Raw genomic sequence first — 22,199 nt, 5'->3', positions numbered from 1 at the left:
AATGTGCTATTTCATTCGATGGTGCAACCCCCTAACTTTGTCAAAAAATTAATAACACAGAGAAAATATGACAAAGATTGCAGAGAAATTGACAGATTTGGTAGGCAACACCCCGCTGTTGCGTCTTAACCGTTTGGAAGCATCCGAAGGAGTAAAGGCAGAGATCATCGCCAAGCTGGAGAGCTTCAATCCCCAAGGGAGTGTAAAGGACCGCATCGCTCTGTCCATGGTGGAAGATGCCGAAAAGCGGGGAGTTTTGAGACCCGGCTCGGTCATTATTGAACCCACCAGTGGCAATACCGGCATTGGACTGGCGTTCGTAGCCACCATCAAACAATACCGACTCATTCTCACCATGCCTGAGACAATGAGCCTCGAGCGGAGGAACCTGCTGAAGGCACTTGGTGCCGAGTTGGTGCTGACGCCCGGTCCCGAAGGCATGAAGGGTGCCATTGCCAAAGCAGAGAGCCTGAAAAGTCAACTTTCTGACGCGGTGATCCTGCAGCAGTTCCAGAACCCTGCCAACCCTGAGGTACACTACCGCACAACCGGTGAGGAGATTTGGCGCGACACAGATGGCAAGGTGGACATTCTGGTGAGCGGCATCGGAACCGGCGGCACTGCCAGTGGTGCCGGCAAGCGACTGAAGGAGCTTAACCCGGCCATCAAGGTCTATGCTGTTGAGCCGGCCGACTCACCTGTGCTCTCAGGAGGCCTTCCCGGTCCCCACAAGATACAGGGCATCGGTGCGGGATTCATTCCGGACACTTACAACAGCCGGGTAATTGACAAGGTGCTCACCGTCAGCAATGATGATGCAATTCGTACCGGCAGGAAGCTGGCCTCACGTGAGGGACTGCTCGCCGGCATCTCTTCGGGAGCCGCAGTCGCCGCGGCCCTTCAGCTGGCACAGAAAGCGGAAAATGCAGGTAAAAAAATCGTGGTGATCCTGCCCGATACGGGAGAACGCTACCTCTCTACCCTGCTATACGCCTTTGACGAGTACCCTCTTTAATGAGAGTAGAAAAATAATTGATGATGGGCTGATAGCTTATTACAAATAGCTTAAAGCCTGCCTGATATCATCCAGCAACGATTCCACGCTCTCCAGTCCCACCGACAGGCGGAGCGTGGTTTCTTTGATGTCCATCGATTCCCGCTGTTCCGGTGTGAAAGAACCATAGATGGTGCTGGCGGGATGGAGGATCAGTGAGCGATTGTCGAACAGGTTGGTGGCACGGCGGATCAGCCTGAGCCGGTCCAGGAATTGAAAGCACTCCTCCCTCGACCCCAGGTCGAAAGTGAGCATCGCACCATGAAGATCCCCAAATTGACGGCAGCTCACCTCATGGAAGCGGTTGTCCGGGAGTCCGGTATAGTTTACACCAGCTATTCCGGGCAGAGTAACAAATTGTTCCGCAAGAGCAGCGCAGGTAGAGGCATGGCGGTTGTAACGCACCGGCAATGTTTCCAGTCCCAGCGACTGCTGGTAGGCCACCTCCGGAGTCATATATGCCCCCAGGTTGCGGTGTATCTCCCGTCTCAGTTTGAGATGAAAGGCAGAGGGAGTGTCACCCGCCAGTGATTGCAAACGTGGCGACCGGCTCCAGTCGAACCGTCCATGGTCGATGATCAGTCCCCCCAGGCTGGTTGCCCCACCGGAGACATACTTGGTGCTGGAGACCACCTCGATGTCGACCCCGAAGTCGGCAGCAGCAAAGTGGGAGAAAGGAATCAACGTGGTATCGGCCACCACTGGTACCCCCATCCCGTGTGCCACGCTGCTGAGCGCATCCAGATCCGCCACCTCCATCTGCGGGTTGGAGATCACCTCCACGAAGAGGGCACAGCTCCGGCCATCGATATTAGCAGCCACCTCCTCCGGGTTGGTAAGATCGCAGAAGCGTACCTCCACACCAAAGGCTGCCAGTGTGTTGACGAAGAAAGAGTAAGTGTTACCGAAGAGGTGGCGAGAGGTGACTATGTTACTGCCGCTCCACGCCAGGGTAATGAAGGTGTTGCTGATGGCAGCCATGCCGGAGTTAAGGGCGGTGACCCCATGTGCCCCGGTAATCTCTTTCACCCGCTCTTCAAAATGCTGCACAGTTGGGTTGGTCACCCGTGAATAAGTATGCTCAGTAGTGCGGCCACAGAAGGCATCTTCCATCTCTGCAGCCGTTGCAAACTCATATGCGAGGGTATGGTATACCGGCATCGACAACGAGCCGTAAGGGTCCGATTTGGGATAATCCTTGTGAAGCAAATGAGCTTCGTATTCTTTTCTCTTCATTGAATAGAATCCTGGTAAAAGTGATTTGTTGATCAGGAGGCATCAGCCACCCGTTGGGGAGTATCACACACTATCACGGAAGAAACCTCGAACGGTTTGCGTACCGCGAAGTGAGCTGACAACTGCGCAATCAGCGCCTGACCGGGAGTGATTGTTTCGGGGAGGTAGCTGTTGCCCACCACCGATTTACCGAAGAGCACCTCATACCAGGCACAGGAAGCGGTATACCTGCCATAGTTCAGTTCCAGGTGGTAGCCATCCCGGCAAAAGGTGTCTCCCAAACTACTGGTGCGTCCGTTTTGAATGGCTGTACCGGCAGGAACAATGATGTCAATGTAGGCAGTTTTTGCCACACGGCTGGTGGCATCCACCATGGCGTTATACATTGTGAGCTGATCATTGTCATAATTGGCGAATCCCGGATGTTTAGAGTCGCCTGCATAGGCCCATGTGGCATGGAGGATAAATGTGAGATCCTCTCTTCCGGCATGTTCCCTCGCGTAGTCCATCAAGAAAGAGAGATAGGGAAAGAAGGTTTCGAATCGTCCAGACAAAGAGCTGACCTGTTGAAAAGAGATATAATCCCACTCCTCGTCGGCAAGTGCATCTGAAAGTTTATAGTTGGCTTCAACACTTTTAACGCCATCAACTATTTTTCGATAGGAGTATGCAGGAGCATCATTTAAAGCATTGTTGCTGTGTGTTTCGAGTGAGCAGCCGCCAATATACATGTTTCCGATCACGATGGTATCGCCTTCAGCCGCCACGAGACCGTGAAGGTAGTGTTCCACTGCATCATCGGAGAAACTGTTTCCAATGGTAAGAAGACGAATCTCCCTCGGGTAGAGCAGACCGACTGCGAGAAAGAGTGTAGCTATTAACAGTGTAGTTCTTTTCATTTTACGGGTTGTTTTCTTTTGAAAAAGCCCCAGCCTCTCACTGAAGCCGGGGTTTTAATTTAATATTTCACTGAAAATCAGGAAAGCGATACCTGTCAACCGGGGGAACCAACTTTCTTCGTGCCTTGTACATCTGGCACACCCAATAGAGCAGAAAACCTGCAATCACATTGCTTTTGAATGACATAATCATCTATCGTTTTAAGATCCAAGCTTCCCTGTAAGCAGGGTATTCCAAGTGTATCTTCCTCAGTGTATCCTCTGCCTCCTCCCTATTGGAAAAGGAAGCAGCATACACGTCAATACGTCCGGGACGTTTCATCCATCCTCTCTCTGAGAAGCCTCCATCCATCAGGTTCTCCATCATCTTCTCTGCCACCTCTTTCACTTCGTATACACCCACGATGATATAGTAGCGCGGCATCTGCTCATTGGCCACCATGATCTCAGGTTCGGCAACAGTAGCTTCATCAACCGGTTCTTGTAGTGCTGACACCTCTGTCCCGTCAGTCAATTCTTCTGCCACACCCGTTTCGGTTGTTGCTTCATCACTTTTAAGCTGATGGGGACGACCACCGAAAAGATCCATTTCGGAGATGATCTGTGCGGACTGGTGTACGATGGTGCGATCACCCACCGGCAGCAGGAACATCAGCAGCAACAGGATGGCAGCGGCAGCAGCAGTGATGCCTACAGTCCGCAGACGGGGTGATTTCCGTTCCTCCTGGGATTTTACCGTAGAGGGCTGCATCTGAACCAGCGGTTTCAGGGATGCAGTTTTCAGGCCGAAGTACAGCGGTTGAACGTAGGCTGTCGGCTTGTAGACAAACTGTTTGTCACTGTTCATCTCAAACTGACCAAGAGCACCCAATTCAATCTTTTTCCTCTCTCTCAGCTCTCTTAACATCTCCTGAACGGCATGTTCAATTTTCTGCATTGCCGCCTCGAAGGGGATTGACTCACGCTTCATGAACGATTGCGCCAGGAGGCCGTCGTTGTGGGTGAGGTAACGGTTGAAAACCAACTCGCTAACGGGAGGGTGGAACGTTGCGATGCCGTCTCTACGGGCAGGTAAATTGTTGACCACAAATCCACCGAAGCCGGGGATGATCACACAATTGTAATCATGCAGCAGAAACTCAATATGCGAAACCAGTTCTTTCATACGTTCGTTTGTCTTTCGAGTGACTCTTCTCCTCTTTCATCACTTTCAATGAAACAAAGATAAAAAAAATGAAGAGAGATTCACCCGCTATCCCCAAAAAAAAGTTATTTTTTCACTTTCTCCTGATTTTTGACAGCATAATCCTTCCAGTCCCTGTATTTTTTGTCGCCTGTGGTGAGACCCGATTGGTAGAAATGGCACAGTGCAGCGGCCAGCCCGTCGGATGCATCGAGCTGCGGCAGCATCTGTTCGTCGGGGATGTGCAGGATCTTCTGCAGCATGTAGGCCACCTGTTCCTTGGCTGCGCGACCGTTACCGGTGATGGCCATCTTGATCTTGAGCGGGGCGTACTCATGGATGGGGATGTCGCGTGAGATTGCGGCCGCCATGGCCACCCCCTGGGCGCGTCCCAGCTTGAGCATGCTCTGCACGTTCTTCCCGAAGAAGGGAGCCTCAATGGCCAGCTCATCGGGAAGGAACTCGTCGATCAGGCCGATGACGCGCGCGTAGATCTTCGCCAGCTTCAGGTAATGATCGCCATACTTGCCCAACTCCATCACCCCCATGGCCATCATGGATGGCTTGTTGTCGAGCACCCGTAGGATGCCGTAGCCCATCACCTGCGTGCCTGGGTCGATCCCCATGATGATTCTTTCTTTCTGCATCGTTCAGTAGGATATTGTCTGCATCACGGTAGAGAACCCCACCACCTTCTCTTTAAATTTCTCCAGCAGGGGGGTGACAACCTGTTGACTCTCTTCGCTGTTCCATCTTTCCAGTGCAGCGATGTCGACAGCGGTGAACTCCATGGCGTAGGAGTGTCCCTCTTCCCCCTCCTCTCCAAATACCCTCGCCAGGCGGGGTGAGGAGAGCAGTCCACTGCGTGTGGCTCCGGGTATGAACACCGACAGCATGTACTCCACGAACTCTTCCTGAAGAGCGGCCTCCACGTGGAAGGTAGTGTTGAATACAATCATATATCCTAATTTTTTATTTTTCTGACTCAATTCAGTTGCAAATATAAACAAAATAGCTATCTTTGCACCACGAAAATCACGGGGGATTAGCTCAGCTGGCTAGAGCGTTTGACTGGCAGTCAAAAGGTCATCGGTTCGACTCCGATATTCTCCACAAAAAAAGCACCCTACATCGGGTGCTTTTTTTGTGTGAACATTTTTACAGAATCTCAATGCCATCCCGCTTGCAGAGTTCCAGCGCCATCTCCCGCAGGCGGAACTTCTGAATCTTGCCGCTGCCGGTCATGGGGAAGGCTTCGACGAAGAAGACGTAGCGGGGAATCTTGTACTTAGCGATCTGCCCCTTGCAATAGTCGCGCACATCCTCTGTTGTAAGGCGGAAACCCTCCTTCTGAATGATGAAGGCACCCACATCCTCGCCATAGCGGGGCGACGCCACTGCTATCACCTGCACGTCCCGCACGCCCGGCATCCGGTAGAGGTACTCCTCCACCTCTTTCGGTGAGATGTTCTCCCCTCCCCTGATGATCATATCCTTGATGCGCCCGGTGATGCGATAGTTTCCCTGAGCATCCTTCACCCCCAGGTCCCCCGAGTGCATGAAGCCTTTGGCATCGATCACCTGTGCCGTCGCCTCCGGGTTCTTGTAGTAACCCTTCATCACGTTGTAGCCGCGGCAGCACATCTCTCCCGCGACCCCCACGGGACACTCTTGTCCCGTTTCCGGGTCGAGCACCTTCACCTCTGTGAACTCGTAATCACTCCCCACGGTAGCCAGGCGAACCTCGAAAGGATCATCCACGCGACTCTGCGTCATGCCGGGCGAGGTCTCGGTCATCCCGTAGACGCTGGTAAGATCCATGAACATCTGCTCGTTCACCTGCCGCATCAGCTCCTCGGGACAGAGTGCTCCCGCCATGATGCCGGTGCGAAGTGAATGCATGTCGAACATCGAGAACATGGGATGGTGGAGCATCGAGATAAACATGGTAGGGACACCATGCAGCACCGTGCATCGCTCCCGGTGGATGGAAGCCAGTGTCACCAGCGGATCGAACCGCTCCACCATCACCTGTGTGCTGCCGTGGGTGAGGCAGCACATGGTGGCCAGCACCACGCCGAAGCAGTGAAACAGGGGAACGCAGATGCAGCATTTATCCTCGGGGGTGAACTGCATGTGCAGACCGGTGAGGTAACCGTTGTTGACGATGTTGTGGTGGGTAAGCATCACCCCCTTGGGAAAACCTGTCGTCCCGGAGGTGTATTGCATGTTGACCACGTCGTCGCAGCGGGTAAGCGCCCGCAACCGCCTGAGCTCGTCGTCCGGCACACTCTTCCCCAGCAGCAGCACCTCGGCCGTGTTGTACATGCCGCGGTACTTCTCCTGTCCGATGTAGACCACATTCTTCAATGCCGGGAAATGTTCTGATCGCAGCTTGCCGCGCTGCGTCGTCTTCAGTTCCGGCAACAGCTCGTAGATGATGTCGGTGTAATTGCTCCCCGGCACCCCGTCGGTCATGCAAAGAGTATGCATGTCGGAGTTATTCATCAGGTAGCGCAGCTCTTCCGTGCGGTAACTCGTATTGACCGTCACCGCCACGGCCCCGATCTTGGCGGTGGCATAGAGGAAGGTGAGCCAGTCCGGCACGTTCTGGGCCCAGATACCCACGTGGCTGCCACGCGTCACGCCGATGGCGATCAGTCCCCTGGCCATGTGATCCACACGCTCGTTGAATTTCTTCCAGGTAAAGCGAAGGTCGCGGTCGGAATAGACGATATATTCCTTGTCGGGTGTTTCCCGGGCCCAGTGTTCCAGCCAGTCACCCAGGGTCCTTTCCGACAATGTGATGTCAGTCTGTTTGTGCATGTTGCAAGGGATTTTAAGCAGGAGTATAAATCACGCCCAGGATTTTTGCCTCGGTGGCACCGGTGGCCGTCACCAGGTGATCCACGATGGAGTCGTAATAGATGCTGTCGCCCTGTTGCAGGATATACTCCTCCCGCCCGTAACGAACCGTGATGGATCCCTCCAGCACGTAGAGGAACTCTTCCCCCTCGTGCGATGAAAAGCTCTCTTTACCGCTGCCCGACTGGATGTGCACCAGGAAAGGCTCCATGTTGCGACCCGCCTTCCGGCCTGCCAGCGACACGAAGTCCATGTGGGCGTTGGGACTGGTCTGGTGACTCGTGAAGGTGGCCTCCTCCATTGCGGGGGAGTGCCGGTGCACCACCGGGCCCACCTCTTCGCTGTCGTCCAGGAAGGTACCGAGACGCACCCCCAGCGCCCTTGCAATTTTGATCAGCGATGCAAGCGAAGGGATCAGATCGCTCCGGCAGATGCGCTTCACCTGTTCCACAGTCAGTCCGGCACCCTCTGCCAACTCCTCTTCCGACATCTTTCGGTCGGCGCACAATTTGTTTATTTTTTCTGTTACGGTTGCCATATCCTTCATTTGAGGTGCAAAAATAAAAGAATCAAATCAACAGGGCAAATAATCTCGCTAAATGTTATTTTTTCGCGCTACTTTATAATAATTCTATATTACTGGTGGCGTTTATCTATCAACAAAGTTATTCATCTGAACCCTCGCTGACTCATGAATATTCACAAATTAGGCTCATTCATATTTTTTAACATCAAGACAAAGAAAAAGCAGTGTTATTTAGATGTAAATAAGAATAAATTAACTAAACTTGCAGAATGTAATGCCATACCGTTGAAAGATTTAGGAACCAAAGCGCCACCTCAATACACAAAAAAAGACATATTGGTTATCAATGTGTCACATAGAACATTGCGTCTGTACTTCAACTATAACCAGACTATCACAGGAAAACTCAAGAAAAACCCATTATGCTCCTGGAATCCTGTCAGAAGATGTTGGGAGGTACCCTTTTCTGAGAAGTACCTTGCTGAAATAAAACGAATAGCCAGTCAACATGATCTTCAGTTCTTATATCATGAAGAAAATAAACAAAAGTTACAACCCCGCAAATCAAAGAAAGAGAACCAAGACTATCGAAAATGTCCACAGAGTTACATTGACAAACTGAAAGAACTTCGATACAGTAAAAATACGATCAAGGTATATACCGATTTATTCGGCGAGTTCATCAATTATTATGATGAGGTAGAGATTCGTAAAATTTCAGAATCGATGATTGTTGACTTTTTGCAATACCTGGTGAATGAGCGAAATGTATCCACATCCTATCAGAACCAAAGCATCAATGCTATCAAGTTTTATTATGAAAAAGTATTGAGAGGGCCACGCAAAGTTTATCAGATCGATCGACCACGAAAAGAAAAGATATTGCCTGAAGTGCTGAGCACCGAGGAAGTGACAGCTATTTTGAAGTCAATCAATAACCTAAAACACAAAGCAATCATAATGACAATTTATTCGGCCGGTTTGCGCATCAGTGAGCTAACCAATCTTAAGTTGAAAGACATAGACAGCAAAAGAATGCAGATACGTATAGAACAAGGAAAAGGTAAAAAAGACAGATATTCATTGCTAGGGAATAAAACTCTGGATACATTACGTTTATATGTCAAAGAATACCAACCAAAGGAATTGTTGTTTGAGGGGGCAAATGGAGGGCAGTATTCAACCCGAAGTGTTCAAAATATATTAAAAAATGCTCTGAAGAAAGTTGGTATCAGTAAAAATATTACTGTACATTCGTTGCGTCATTCGTTTGCCACGCATCTATTGGAGTCTGGCACCGATTTGCGATATATTCAGGAGCTACTGGGTCACGCCAGTAGTAAAACAACTGAAATTTATACCCATATGACAACAAAAGGATTTGATCAGATAAAGAACCCGTTGGATAATCTTGATATATAAGAAAACAAACTATGAAGAGTAATTTTGAAGTACTGTATGCGCAATTGCATAAAAAACAGACAATTTTCATAAAGTACTTATAATATGAATATTACAAAAACAAACAGGAAGCATATATGAAATGTATACGCAATTCAATTGCGTATACACAAACGTTACCACACATTAAAAAAGAAAGCAACATGAGAAAAATTGGCATTATCATTTTAATTGTATCAATCTTTTCAAAGCTATATGGACAAACCGAGAATTATAAACAACTCGGACTTGATGCGTTTGATAATGAAAATTATCCTTTGGCAATTGGCTATATGCAAAAAGCTCTTGAAACAAATCCAAATGACAAAGAAATATATTACTATTTAGGCTATTACATTCATTACAACGCCTATGACAGTAGGCCACTTAAAGGATATGATTTAAATTATTCCGATACTGTACTTTATTATTTCAAAAAGGCACTTGAACTTGACCCAAATTATGGTGACGCAAAATACTTTTATACAGCCGAATGTGGCGCAAATGCAATGTATTCTCTTCAACAAAAAGATTATGAAAATCTTAGACAATATTACAAAAAGGCTTTTGAAATTGGTGGATTTCCTAAATGGAGTATTGAATACGGCAAGTTATTACTAAGTCAAGTTGAAAATAATGGGATATTATTTACACATGGAGATTTTCAATTAAACATTTGTTGGTATTTGCAATTCTGTGAAAATTATAGGACAGATATATCAGTGATTCCGCTTGTTATACTGAATAGACCTTTTTTTGTTAAGGAAATTAAAAATAGTGAATTAATAAAACCTGTTAAGCTTGGTATTTCAGACGACGAGATTTTTAATATGCGTCCATATAAATGGAAAGAAACTACAATTGAAATTCCTATCCCAGATGACTTAATTACAGAATATAAACTTGACACAAATTATATGTCATGGACTGTTTCTCCTGATTTAAAAGGAGTGAGAGACTATTTAAGTTGTGAAAGAGCTTTTCTCCTCGAAATTGTAGAATCAAACAATTGGGAGCGACCAATTTATTGGACTTTGGGAATGGACAACAGATATCTTGGTGGTTTAGATAGTTATAGTTCTTATAAAGGACTTGTTTATAAATTATTACCATTTAAAACTTCAGGTACTGAATATGAATTAGATATTAGTTCTCTAATAAACCTTGTTGAAAAGAATAATTTCAAGGATTACAAGTCAATTTTGGAATCAAATCAACCGAGAATATCAGGTATAGTTTTATACTCTTATGCAAATTCAATGATTCAACTGGCGATAAATTATAAGGAAAACAAACAAATAGATAAGATTGATAATCTAATTGACTTATATGAAAGTAATTTTAAAATAGGACTATATCCTGAATATGAAGACAATTATTTAAACCTGATTAAAGAATAACGTGTGGTAACACGCAATAAAAAACATAGGGCAGAAAGCACTAAATTTGAACGACATAACATTTAATCACCGACTTGGTAGTTTGATAGTTAGGAGCCTCGAAATGCCCTACGTTTCTTATTGCCACCCGTTAGCGGTCATGCTAAAACAACACCCAAAACAATAGATTAACAAACAAAAAATATGGAACACTCAGAGCATAATCATACCGAAAGCACCCACACACATAACCACCATTCCGAACACAGTGGCTCTGGACACGATAAACACGCAGGACATAATATTGCCGATTTTTGGAAGCGATTTGTAATCTGTTCGATTGTATCCATTCCTGTACTTGCCTTGTCGCACATGATACAGCAGTGGTTAGGATTTGAAGTCACTTTTGAAGGCGACAAATATGTGTTAGCCCTTCTTTCCACTTTCATATTCTTATATGGCGGTTACCCTTTTCTAAAAGGGCTGTATGACGAAGTAAAAGATAAGGCCATTGGTATGATGACACTGATTGGCGTTGCAATTACAGTTGCCTGGGCTTACAGTGTTGCTATCACTTTTGGTTTGCAGGGTATGGACTTTTATTGGGAAATGGTGACTCTGATAGACATCATGCTCATTGGCCATTACTTTGAGATGAAGTCGGTTATGGGTGCTTCTCGCTCATTGGAATTGCTCGTAAAAATGATGCCTTCCACTGCACACCATATTAAGGACGGGAACATTCACGATATGCCGGTCAGTCAATTGAAAATTGACGATATGGTACTGGTGAAGCCGGGCGAGAAAGTTCCGGTAGACGGTATAGTAATAGAAGGGGAAAGTTATGTGGACGAGAGTATGCTCACAGGTGAGAGCAAACCTGTAAAGAAAGAAAAAGACAGCAAAGTAATAGGTGGGGCAGTAAATAGTAATGGGTCTTTAACCATTAGAGTGGTAAGCATTGGAAAAGACAGTTACCTAAACAAAGTAGTGAAACTCGTTGAAGATGCACAAAAAATAAAATCCAAGACACAAAACTTTGCCGACCGTGCCGCAAAGGTTTTGACTTTCGTTGCCCTGGGCGGTGGTGTCATTACGTTTGTTGTTTGGTTGCTGTTAGGGTTTCCTTTTGTATTTGCATTGGAAAGGATGGTTACGGTAATGGTTATTTCCTGCCCGCATGCCTTAGGTTTGGCAGTGCCTTTGGTGGTTGCCATTTCAACATCCATTTCTGCACAAAAAGGTTTGCTCATTCGCAACAGAACTGCTTTTGAAAATGCTCGATTGATAACAACCATTATTTTCGACAAGACAGGAACACTTACAAAAGGTTCTCATGAATTGCAGGAAGTGAAGGTATTGGGTAATGGATTTGATAAAAACGAATTACTCCGTTTGGCATCAGGTGTTGAACAACATTCTGAACATTATATCGCTGCGGGTTTTTTGCGAAAAGTAAAGGAATTGAAAATCAAAATTCCAAAAGCAGAAAATTTCAATTACTTGCCTGGAAAAGGATTAGAAGGAAATGTGGAAGGAAAAGAAATAAAAGTAGTCGGACCAAATTACCTGAAAGAACAAAACATTAGCGTGACCGATACAACCAATGATTTTACAGGAACAGTTGTTTATATTCTGATTGACAAAGAAGTAGCAGGATATTTTACCTTCTCTGACCAAATTAGGGAAAGCTCTTTTGAAGCCATTCAAATATTAAAAGAAGCAAGCATTAAAAATTTGCTTCTTACTGGGGACAATGAAAAAGCAGCCAAGAAAGTGTGTGATGAATTGAAAATGGACGGCTACATAGCCAACGTATTACCTCACGATAAATTAGAGAAAGTAAAAGAATTACAAACCAAAGGGGAATATGTTGCCATGACAGGCGATGGAGTGAATGATGCACCTGCACTGGCACAAGCAGATGTGGGAATTGCTGTTGGTTCAGGAACAGATGTGGCAGCAGAAACAGCAGACATTATACTTGTAAACTCCGACCCAAAAGACATTGCCAACCTGATATTATTTGGTAAGGCTACGTATAATAAAATGATACAAAACCTCTGGTGGGCTGCGGGTTATAATATACTTGCAATCCCTTTAGCAGCAGGTGTATTATACAAGTGGGGATTTATGTTAAGTCCTGCAATTGGTGCTGTTTTGATGAGTTTAAGCACTATTGTAGTAGCAATAAATGCACAGCTATTAAAAAGACGACTGACATGAGAAAATCAAGTTACATAGACGCAGAAAAGAAGCACGAACCGCTAACAGGCGTTTGGCTCAATGGCGGGTGACGTGGTTAATTGAACATTGTACCTCGCATCAACTTTTGTGGTGTATTGACAGTTTTGTGCTCCGAAACCCGCCACTGCGCCAAGCGCCAAAACGTTAGGCACAATTTTAGTTTACCGTCAATAGAAGTTTCTCTAATAATAAAATAAACTACCGATATGAAAAAAAGTGAAATAATTGACCTAGCAATAAAAATACTCGGAATTCATGTAATAATAGTTGGGTTATTGTATTTAAAAGATTTGCATTATTTGAAATCACTATTTACCAAGTATGACAATTCTTCAATTGATTCTTTAGCTCTTATTTTATTCCTTGGTGGAGGAATAATTACATTTACCATAGGTTATTTACTAATCTTTAAATCAAAGTTTGTTACAAGCATATTATCCAAGGATGATTCTGACTTTCAGATTGGGAGTAATATTAATTATGAGAAAACTCTTGATTTGGCTTTAATATTGATTGGCGTTATAATTTTGATTTTTCGCTTTCCTGGATTCATTTCTACAATTTATAGATTTATTAGTTATTTATTTGGTAACATGAGAAATCCATATGATTTTTTAATGCAAGATATTGGGTACTTTATTCATTACTTGTTCGGTTATATTTTGATTACAAATTCAAAGAGTATTTCAAAGTGGATAATAAAGACAAATAGAAAAAATTCAAGAGAAATAGTAGAGTAAAAACTGTGCCTAACAACCGGTCATACGCAATTGCCGCGCGGAGGGGTTGCTAAAGTTAGTTCACTTGGCCAACTTTTAGGTAACACGACAAGCGAGCGCCCATGAATCGGCAACAGCGCATACCGGTGAACGTTGTGTGTAAGTTTAAAAAGACAAGAGCTCTCGACTAATTGGATAAGTCACCTGCCTTCAAAGACATTTAAAATAAAGCAGGAAATGTTGGTTCGAATCCAATAAGCTCACAAATTAAAAGATATGCTTGAATTAAGACATACTCCAGCTTTAAACCACTTCAAAGATTTGATTGGACAGACAAATCATTATTTGATTACTATTTTGATTGGTTTAGAGGGTGTTCGTTCTGGTATTGTAACAAAAGGAGAATCATTTAATGTAACTTGGCAACCGAAATCTATTGAGGATTCAGCAAAGAGAAGCCGCAGATTTGCAAGAAATTCAGCTTTATCATGGGCTGTTGACTCACTTGATGCGTATATTGGATTTCTTGGAAAAAAACCATTTTGCATTTCTGACTCTACCTTTCTAAAAGAAATAGAGGCACGTTCTGTTTATAAAAAATTCAATGCAGCAATTAAAAGTTTAAACTTTCAGACTGATTTCCCTATTTCATTGATTCATTTGGGGATTCAATGGAGGAATAATTTAGTTCATTTTCATGCTGAGAATGAATTAGACCATGAATATGCTACATTCTTAAGAAACACGGAGAAAAAAGATATACAAGAAAGATTTCGAGGATTAGATTCAAATTTAATGCTCGATAACTTTAAAAACAATTATTCACCGACCTTGAAAGAAGTTGCTGCTATAATTCAATCCATTCATTTCGTTGTTGTGGAAATGGATAAAGAATTGGTTAAAAGTTATAGTGCTACAGATTATTGTGAAAGGATTATAAAGGAAAACAAACAAGAATTAGCAACAATGATGAAAGTAAATTCGGATTTACAAGAGAGAAAATTAATTAGATTTTTTCTTTCTAAGGGTTTTTCAACGATTGAAAATGGACAACCGAATCAAAAAAACATAATAACAATTGAAGAAATAAAAAAAACCTACACACAATCGAGTAGACTGCCCCGCCAGCCTTGGCTGACGGGGAGAGCCTCTCACACCACTGTACGTACGGTTCACGTATACAGCGGTTCGTTAAGAAATGGAGCAATTTTCTGATAATAAGTAAACATAGGTTCGTAACCGCGTTGTTGCAGACGTTCCACCGTGATGGTGGTTTTCAAAATAGGGCTACAGGCGACCGCCCATGTACCCATTCGGCTACGGCTGTGGCTGTATGCGTGTTCAAGGTCAACGCCCAAACGTATCAGGTTTTTCCGTCTTCGTTCGGATTTCTTCCATTGTTTCCAGATACAGCAACGTAACCGGTTACGCACCCACCCATCCACATCTTTGAGTTTTTCCTGGATACTTGCCATGCGGTAGTATTGAAGCCAGCCTCGCTGTACTTCTTTCAGTTTGTGGATACGCTCATCGAAACTGGCGGGTGTGGTTTTTCGGGTGATGGCTTTGAGTTTTAGTTTCAGGTTTTTCCATCCTTTGCCGCTTACCACCAGCTGGTATTTGCCTTTTTCCCCCTTTTTGTAAGTGGGCACAAAACCATATCCTAATAGCGAAAAGTTTACGGGGCGACGGATTCCACTTTTCTCCCGATTAATAGGCAGGTGTAGTTTACTCTTTAGAAAGAGAAAGATCTCGTTGCCTGTTTTGCGGGCTTGCCATTGGCTTTTGCAATAAATGCTAAAGTCGTCAGCATAGCGGACAGACTTTAATCCACGTCTGTCTAATTCTTTATCCAATTCATCTAACATGATATTGGAGAGAATCGGGCTCAGCGGACTGCCCTGTGGTACTCCTTTTCGGCGTTTGACTAACTTCCCGTTGATTAAAATCGGCGCTCGCAGCCATTTGCGGATAAGACGCAGCGTAAGCGGGCATTTTACCTTGCGATACAACAATTGCAGCAAAATGCAGTGGTCTACTTCGTCAAAGAAGCTCTTCAGGTCAATGTCTACTATATCCTGATAACCATTGTTTATATACTCCAATGCTTTGAGTACCGCTTGCAGGGCATTCTTATTCGGGCGAAATCCATAACTGTAATCCTCAAATTCCATTTCGAACCGGTTGGCTAAAACTTGCCCTACGGCTTGTTGAAGCATCCGGTCAACCACGGTGGGCACACCTAAAAGACGTCTCTTCCCATTTCCCTTGGGTATCTCTACCCCCAAAATGGGTTGTGGCAGGTAAGTGCCGTTTAACAATGATTGCTCTATACTTTCCCTGTTCTTTGTCAGGTGGTCGTATAGTTCACTTACAGGCATTCGATCAACTCCTGCCGAACCTTTGTTCTGCCTGACCTGTTGCAATGCACGCATCATGTTGTGACGGTTAATCACTTGCTCAATCAATTCCATTTCGTTTTTGTTTGCTCTTTTAATCATCTTCTCTTGCCCTGTTTCGCTTGCTACAGGCTATTTCATTGCTGAAAATCCATGTCGCATTAAAAACTTCTTAACGTTCAGTCCTTCATTACGTTCGTGAGACCTCCGACTCTCTGGATTTCTATCACTTGCCGGCTCGTTTTCCGTAATTACTATGACCTCGGCTGACTTCTCATTACATTTTACTGCTTAGAGATCTCCCCCGGTAAGAGCTTTTTCCTTCCTCCAATCCCTGCGGTATCTACATATCTGTCCACAAACTACCTTTTGGGCGTTACAATGATGTGGTTGCTTACCCAAGACAATTATGCCTCATATACCGTTTCTGTTCGTCAGTACCGGATTTTGCAGTCTCGCTTCCTTCACTGCTGTCGTCACCAACAACCAGCTTGCGACTTGCTAATGCTTCGGGCACGACCCCGTGCATAAGGGACTTGCACCCCCTGGAAAAATACACCTGCTTAGAGCATTGTTTAACCAAAATTATTTGTAATTTTGAAATTTTACTGTTGCTTGCAGCAGGTGCGCTCTGCTCATGCAGGGCGCACACACGCGGTATAAAAAATTGCCGGTATAGTAGGTTATTCAAGGGTTGTAGCCCGCTTCAATTTTTGTGTAACTCGACAGGTAATCGTCCGCAATCGGCAACTTTTCATACCGCCACCGTTGGGTGCAAGGCTAAGAAAACACAATACACAGACAATGAACGAAATAGAATATTTAGATTTTTATAATCAGTTTGTTCAAAATATTGTTTTGGATTTAAATAGTTTTTTAGCTGACAATAACGGTTTAGCCATTCAATACCATGATTTTAAAGCGAAAGAGATTAATCCTGGATTTTACTTATTTCTTTTAATATCTGACACTTACTACAAGGAGAATTTTCATAGTGATATTTTAAAATCGATTTTAGACCAACATGAAAATCATAATGAAGGTTTTAAATTTTTAAAACTCTTTCTTGAATATCTTAACAAAAGAGGTTCAAAGATTAATATAAGAGATTTTGAAAATTCAACAATATTCAGAGAAAAAGGAAAGATTGATATTTTAATTAGGGACGATACTACTAAAAAGGCAATAATTGTAGAGAATAAAATCAATGGATTTTTTGATATGCCTCGACAGATACCTCGCTATCATAAATTCTTAACAGATTCACATTATGATGTTGTTGCAGTAGCATACTTGCTTCTCAGCGATGAAAAGAAACCTAATATTGATGATTGGAAACAAGAAGAAATTGAAACAATTTTAAAAAAGGTAGTGAGTATTTCAGCATATAAAGAATCAAATACTGATTTGTTTAATGGTTGGATTATTCCTTGTGAGAGGGCTTCTCAAAACGTTGACGCTTTATTTGTATTAAGACAATATGGTAAACTTATAGAATATTTAGGAGGAAATAAAATGAATAAACCAATACTTGAAAACACTAGTGTCCCATTAAAATTGGGACGTTATTAAAAATCAAATAAACTTGGCCCATCTGGTCCAAATCGTTCTTTGTCATTTTGAAATTTAGTTTTGTCAAAGAGGTCTCGAAGAGGCGTTTTATCGGTCAGCGAGATACTCAATATTTGAAGAACTTCGTATGTACTTCTATCCAGTTGCATGTCGTGCTGAATAATTGCCACCAGGCAGTAGGTGCATATAGCTGCGTAGATTTGTATCCGAACGGCATTTTCGGTAATACCCCAGAACTTTTTGATTTTGAGGTGCTGCTTCAGCCATTTGAAGAACAGTTCTACTTGCCAGCGGTTCTTGTAGAGGTCGGCAACTTGAAGGGCAGAAATGTGCGTTGCATTGGTTAAGAAAACAAACTCACGTTTTTGTTCTTCATCCCAATATCTGACCAAACGAAGCGGCTCAGGATAGTATTGCTTCGGATAAAAGCCCGTCAATTGGATAGACATATCTGAGAGTACATTCTTAGGCAATCTTCGCTTCCACTTGACAGGCTTGTATTGAAGATTCTTCTTGGCTCTGACAACGAAGCAGGCACCTATCTGATGAATCCGATACAACATCTTGAAGTTGTTGTAAGCACGGTCAAAGATATAGTAGGAGCCAGACTCATAGGGAATTTCATTCATCGCCTTTGAATCATGCACGGAAGCTTCGGTGATATGAAAGAATGCAGGAATCTGCGTTTCCACATCATACAATGTATGTACTTTGATACCACCTTTCTTCTTGCGAAACTTCGCCCACCAGAATACAGATAGGCATAAATCAATGGTTGTTGAATCAAAGGCGTAAACGTTTCCACCGAGTTTGAAGATATCGGTGACACGCTTCTTCCTTGCTTCGTTTACCAAGTAGTAGGCATACTCCTCAAAGATGTGATAGTCCCTGTTTTGATTGGTTCTCGCCAAGGATGATCTTGAAACATTCCTACCCATTCCCAGATGATAACATTTGGAATGGTGAGCATCAAGAGCGACAATCAAGTCTCGCAGACTTTCACGATTGGAAAGTTGGCCGAACATCAAAGATAGCAACTGGTTCCAGCAAGTGAAATGCTTTATGTAGCGATTCCCTTGGTACTTGTTGACTATACGTCGAAACTTATCTTCATTCAGGAATGAGATTAACTGAGCAAACACATATTTCTCTTTATTCATTGCAGCCTTTGTTATAGGCGGCAAAGGTATCAATTGAAATCGTCGCGCTCGAAAAACCTCTGTATCTAACTAAATTTCAAATATTTCAAAGAACTATTTCAGATTTTAATAGGACAGCAATGATTTATAACTTTGTTTCAATAAAATAAGGATCATGCTTGAACGTTTTTACGACATAAGCCATTTATCGACCAGGCAACTTCAGGAACTATATGCCACCTACATCAAAAAAGGTTGGAAAGATTTTGACTATTATGAATTAACCCCGGAAGGAGCACCTCCGCCGGAATTATCGGATGCGGAAGTAATCCTTAATTTGAATGCTGGACATCCACATAATTACTGCGTCTTTATGATTGATTGTGAGGATGAAAAAGACGGGGTGATGTTCGGCTTCGGGTTAGTCTACCATCCTGACTTTGCAGTATATTTGCATCTTCCCGTTAGCCTGTTGGATGAAATCACGGAAGAATATTCCTTGGTTCCCGATCCTTCAGTCGCCCCATGATTTAAATTCCAGATAAGAAAAAGGGCTGTACTAGAAATTTTCTGGTACAGACCCTTCCATGTTCTAATTTATAAACTGTTTTCAATTTAATATAAATTCATCTGAAAGAGTAATACGGATGTTATTTGGACTTCTTTTGATTGTTGGAATCACAATACTAAACTCTTTCTCTATCCGATATCTCCCCGGTTTTAAATTCCTAATGAACAGAATAGCATCAGAACCTCTACTGCTTTGGGGGTCCACAGGTATTTCTACATCCGCCCAAATCGTGTTCTCTAATTGTGAAATACTTTTCCAAATTCCAGATTCGAAGTATTTCATGGAATACCTACTCCCTGTAAGAAGTTTATAATCAGAATTATTTATTATATTCATGTGTAGGGTATCCGGATACATACTGAATATAGAATCTTCTAACTCCATACGAATATCTAAAGAATTAATGTAAGTTTCCAACATATTATCCTTTACTGAATCATTTTTTACAGATTCAGTTCTATTTTTCGATAAAGAATCCGTACCTTCTGTCCCACTTGGTTTAAATGTGCAACTAATAAAAAGAACAACACAAAGAAAAAATAATCCTTTCATATTAATAGCGTGTAGCACCAAACACATTTTGAATATTTTGGAATTTTGTGTAATAAGAGTAGTTAGTATTTGGTAATCTGCCAATATGGGTACCTGTCGTATAATTCGTGAAGCCATTAGACGAATATACGAGCCCACCACTATCGCCAGGGCTTGAGTTTGAGGTATAATTTACTTCAACTATGTCATTCATAAATTGATTCTCCACATATCCTGCAAAATTAGTATTTGTAACTGTCCCGTATAAGTTCCCTGATGTCTTTCCATATAAATTTACATATCCCCCGACTGGAACTGCTTGGACAGATGGTGAGACAGTCATTCCTGTATAAGAAATATTATTTGTTGGTTCATAAGTTGAATAAACCTCTACAATTGCAGCATCAACACTCCCATAGAACTCTTTGTCTACACATATACCATATAAACTTGAAGGCAAGTAAAAATAATCTCCCACATTAAAGCTATGTCCAGCCAGTGTTTGACATTTCTTTCCATTATACATCACTCTATAACCTAAAGTTGAAGTATATCCCATTGGATTGCGGATTTCTATACCAGAATTTACACTGGTCTGTTCTGTCTTTATTTCTTCTCCTTGAGTAAAGAAAAACATGTTTGATGATCTTGTTTTAGTTTGGAGTTCTTTTACTGTTTTTTCATTCAAATCTTTTAATCGTATTTCAATCATGTTTTTATCCTCTTTGATGCCAAACCCCACGATGCCATCAATATTTCCATTCATCACATATTCGTGTATTTTATCAGTTTGAGCCAATAAAGATACATAAGAATATCCACATTTTTCCAATAAAATATTTTCAGAACCACATCTTTTGACAAATTCTTCCCTATATAACTCTGGATTTCCAGCAATTAATATTACAAGCTTCGTATCTTTTACATAAGCTCCCCCATAGTAAGTAGGATAGATTAATGGCGCTCCAGAGGGTATAGGAGATGGTTCAAAGGATTTTAAGAGATTATTGTACTCTTCTAATCCATAACACACAGCAGGTTCAAAGTCTGATGCTGATCTTGTAATTTGCTCAGTTGTATCTACCGTTTCAACATCCACATTTTCTAGAGAGTTGCAGGCGGATAAAATCCCTAGAAATACTACAAACAAATAAATAGATAAATTTTTCCACTAGTGTCCCATTAAAATTGGGACGTTATTAAAAATCAAATAAACTTGGCCCATCTGGTCTAAATCGTTCTTTGTCATTTTGAAATTTAGTTTTGTCAAAGAGGTCTCGAAGAGGCGTTTTATCGGTCAGCGAGATACTCAATATTTGAAGAACTTCGTATGTACTTCTATCCAGTTGCATGTCGTGCTGAATAATTGCCACCAGGCAGTAGGTGCATATAGCTGCGTAGATTTGTATCCGAACGGCATTTTCGGTAATACCCCAGAACTTTTTGATTTTGAGGTGCTGCTTCAGCCATTTGAAGAACAGTTCTACTTGCCAGCGGTTCTTGTAGAGGTCGGCAACTTGAAGGGCAGAAATGTGCGTTGCATTGGTTAAGAAAACAAACTCACGTTTTTGTTCTTCATCCCAATATCTGACCAAACGAAGCGGCTCAGGATAGTATTGCTTCGGATAAAAGCCCGTCAATTGGATAGACATATCTGAGAGTACATTCTTAGGCAATCTTCGCTTCCACTTGACAGGCTTGTATTGAAGATTCTTCTTGGCTCTGACAACGAAGCAGGCACCTATCTGATGAATCCGATACAACATCTTGAAGTTGTTGTAAGCACGGTCAAAGATATAGTAGGAGCCAGACTCATAGGGAATTTCATTCATCGCCTTTGAATCATGCACGGAAGCTTCGGTGATATGAAAGAATGCAGGAATCTGCGTTTCCACATCATACAATGTATGTACTTTGATACCACCTTTCTTCTTGCGAAACTTCGCCCACCAGAATACAGATAGGCATAAATCAATGGTTGTTGAATCAAAGGCGTAAACGTTTCCACCGAGTTTGAAGATATCGGTGACACGCTTCTTCCTTGCTTCGTTTACCAAGTAGTAGGCATACTCCTCAAAGATGTGATAGTCCCTGTTTTGATTGGTTCTCGCCAAGGATGATCTTGAAACATTCCTACCCATTCCCAGATGATAACATTTGGAATGGTGAGCATCAAGAGCGACAATCAAGTCTCGCAGACTTTCACGATTGGAAAGTTGGCCGAACATCAAAGATAGCAACTGGTTCCAGCAAGTGAAATGCTTTATGTAGCGATTCCCTTGGTACTTGTTGACTATACGTCGAAACTTATCTTCATTCAGGAATGAGATTAACTGAGCAAACACATATTTCTCTTTATTCATTGCAGCCTTTGTTATAGGCGGCAAAGGTATCAATTGAAATCGTCGCGCTCGAAAAACCTCTGTATCTAACTAAATT

General features: G+C 43.0%; 20 protein-coding genes and 1 tRNA gene. 9 read left to right on the top strand and 12 right to left on the bottom strand.

The window, feature by feature from the left end; genetic code table 11:
* The first annotated feature begins 67 nt into the window (after positions 1-67).
* Positions 68-1,015, top strand: a complete 948-nt coding sequence (cysK, locus tag JS578_12690; protein ID QRX63690.1) for a cysteine synthase A — start codon at positions 68-70, stop codon at positions 1,013-1,015.
* A 39-nt stretch (positions 1,016-1,054) separates the two neighbouring features.
* On the opposite strand, the gene JS578_12685 is transcribed toward cysK, so the two are convergent.
* The 5 genes from JS578_12685 to JS578_12665 all read right to left on the bottom strand — a co-directional run bounded on the left by JS578_12685 (position 1,055) and on the right by JS578_12665 (position 5,331).
* On the bottom strand, positions 1,055-2,290 hold the full coding sequence (locus JS578_12685; protein QRX63689.1) for an O-acetylhomoserine aminocarboxypropyltransferase/cysteine synthase: 1,236 nt from the start codon (positions 2,288-2,290) through the stop codon (positions 1,055-1,057).
* Positions 2,291-2,322: 32 nt separating this feature from the next.
* A complete protein-coding gene (locus JS578_12680; protein ID QRX63688.1) occupies positions 2,323-3,189 on the bottom strand; it encodes a DUF4886 domain-containing protein in 867 nt (288 codons plus the stop codon).
* A 193-nt stretch (positions 3,190-3,382) separates the two neighbouring features.
* Positions 3,383-4,354 carry a hypothetical protein gene (locus JS578_12675; GenBank protein QRX63687.1) on the bottom strand — a complete coding sequence of 324 codons (972 nt, stop codon included), beginning with the start codon at positions 4,352-4,354 and terminating at the stop codon, positions 3,383-3,385.
* A 104-nt stretch (positions 4,355-4,458) separates the two neighbouring features.
* Positions 4,459-5,019 carry a crossover junction endodeoxyribonuclease RuvC gene (gene ruvC / locus JS578_12670; GenBank protein QRX63686.1) on the bottom strand — a complete coding sequence of 187 codons (561 nt, stop codon included), beginning with the start codon at positions 5,017-5,019 and terminating at the stop codon, positions 4,459-4,461.
* 3 nt (positions 5,020-5,022) lie between these two features.
* Positions 5,023-5,331 (bottom strand): DUF4286 family protein, encoded by a 309-nt coding sequence (locus tag JS578_12665; protein ID QRX63685.1) that lies wholly within the window; start codon positions 5,329-5,331, stop codon positions 5,023-5,025.
* 80 nt (positions 5,332-5,411) lie between these two features.
* Between JS578_12665 and JS578_12660 the strand changes: the two genes are divergently transcribed.
* Positions 5,412-5,485, top strand: a tRNA-Ala gene (locus tag JS578_12660).
* Between the two features lie 45 nt (positions 5,486-5,530).
* Here the strand turns inward: JS578_12660 and JS578_12655 are convergent.
* Both JS578_12655 and JS578_12650 read right to left on the bottom strand, forming a co-directional pair.
* Positions 5,531-7,180 carry an AMP-binding protein gene (locus JS578_12655; GenBank protein ID QRX65018.1) on the bottom strand — a complete coding sequence of 550 codons (1,650 nt, stop codon included), beginning with the start codon at positions 7,178-7,180 and terminating at the stop codon, positions 5,531-5,533.
* A 31-nt stretch (positions 7,181-7,211) separates the two neighbouring features.
* Positions 7,212-7,784: a cupin domain-containing protein gene (locus tag JS578_12650; GenBank protein QRX63684.1), complete on the bottom strand. Its 573-nt coding sequence runs from the start codon at positions 7,782-7,784 to the stop codon at positions 7,212-7,214.
* Positions 7,785-7,928: 144 nt separating this feature from the next.
* Between JS578_12650 and JS578_12645 the strand changes: the two genes are divergently transcribed.
* From JS578_12645 to JS578_12625, 5 genes are all read left to right on the top strand, one after another.
* On the top strand, positions 7,929-9,185 hold the full coding sequence (locus JS578_12645) for a site-specific integrase (GenBank protein QRX63683.1): 1,257 nt from the start codon (positions 7,929-7,931) through the stop codon (positions 9,183-9,185).
* 182 nt (positions 9,186-9,367) lie between these two features.
* Positions 9,368-10,603 carry a hypothetical protein gene (locus JS578_12640; GenBank protein QRX63682.1) on the top strand — a complete coding sequence of 412 codons (1,236 nt, stop codon included), beginning with the start codon at positions 9,368-9,370 and terminating at the stop codon, positions 10,601-10,603.
* A 183-nt stretch (positions 10,604-10,786) separates the two neighbouring features.
* Positions 10,787-12,808: a cadmium-translocating P-type ATPase gene (gene cadA, locus JS578_12635; protein ID QRX63681.1), complete on the top strand. Its 2,022-nt coding sequence runs from the start codon at positions 10,787-10,789 to the stop codon at positions 12,806-12,808.
* 227 nt (positions 12,809-13,035) lie between these two features.
* Positions 13,036-13,569, top strand: coding sequence for a hypothetical protein (locus JS578_12630; GenBank protein ID QRX63680.1), 534 nt, complete (start codon positions 13,036-13,038; stop codon positions 13,567-13,569).
* A 255-nt stretch (positions 13,570-13,824) separates the two neighbouring features.
* On the top strand, positions 13,825-14,763 hold the full coding sequence (locus JS578_12625; GenBank protein QRX63679.1) for a hypothetical protein: 939 nt from the start codon (positions 13,825-13,827) through the stop codon (positions 14,761-14,763).
* On the opposite strand, the gene ltrA is transcribed toward JS578_12625, so the two are convergent.
* Positions 14,721-16,016 carry a group II intron reverse transcriptase/maturase gene (ltrA, locus tag JS578_12620; protein ID QRX65017.1) on the bottom strand — a complete coding sequence of 432 codons (1,296 nt, stop codon included), beginning with the start codon at positions 16,014-16,016 and terminating at the stop codon, positions 14,721-14,723. The two genes, JS578_12625 and ltrA, sit on opposite strands and share 43 nt — an antisense overlap.
* A gap of 735 nt (positions 16,017-16,751) precedes the next feature.
* Here ltrA and JS578_12615 point away from each other — a divergent pair.
* Positions 16,752-17,519 carry a PD-(D/E)XK nuclease family protein gene (locus tag JS578_12615; GenBank protein QRX63678.1) on the top strand — a complete coding sequence of 256 codons (768 nt, stop codon included), beginning with the start codon at positions 16,752-16,754 and terminating at the stop codon, positions 17,517-17,519.
* Here the strand turns inward: JS578_12615 and JS578_12610 are convergent.
* Positions 17,516-18,679: an IS4 family transposase gene (locus JS578_12610; protein ID QRX63677.1), complete on the bottom strand. Its 1,164-nt coding sequence runs from the start codon at positions 18,677-18,679 to the stop codon at positions 17,516-17,518. The genes JS578_12615 and JS578_12610 overlap by 4 nt on opposite strands.
* Positions 18,680-18,833: 154 nt before the next feature.
* On the opposite strand from JS578_12610, the gene JS578_12605 reads away from it, so the two are divergent.
* The gene (locus JS578_12605; protein ID QRX63676.1) at positions 18,834-19,187 is read left to right on the top strand and encodes a hypothetical protein; all 354 of its coding nucleotides are present in this window, start codon (positions 18,834-18,836) and stop codon (positions 19,185-19,187) included.
* 81 nt (positions 19,188-19,268) lie between these two features.
* Here JS578_12605 and JS578_12600 read toward each other — a convergent pair whose 3' ends face one another.
* The 3 genes from JS578_12600 to JS578_12590 form a co-directional block, all read right to left on the bottom strand.
* Positions 19,269-19,781 carry a hypothetical protein gene (locus tag JS578_12600; protein ID QRX63675.1) on the bottom strand — a complete coding sequence of 171 codons (513 nt, stop codon included), beginning with the start codon at positions 19,779-19,781 and terminating at the stop codon, positions 19,269-19,271.
* 1 nt (position 19,782) lies between these two features.
* A complete protein-coding gene (locus JS578_12595; protein QRX63674.1) occupies positions 19,783-20,859 on the bottom strand; it encodes a hypothetical protein in 1,077 nt (358 codons plus the stop codon).
* Positions 20,860-20,959: 100 nt separating this feature from the next.
* Positions 20,960-22,123, bottom strand: a complete 1,164-nt coding sequence (locus JS578_12590) for an IS4 family transposase (protein ID QRX63673.1) — start codon at positions 22,121-22,123, stop codon at positions 20,960-20,962.
* Positions 22,124-22,199 lie beyond the last annotated feature (76 nt).

This window comes from Dysgonomonadaceae bacterium zrk40, assembly GCA_016916535.1.
Taxonomy (GTDB): Bacteria; Bacteroidota; Bacteroidia; order Bacteroidales; family Dysgonomonadaceae; genus Proteiniphilum.
This window is presented reverse-complemented; position numbering and strand designations above follow the sequence as displayed.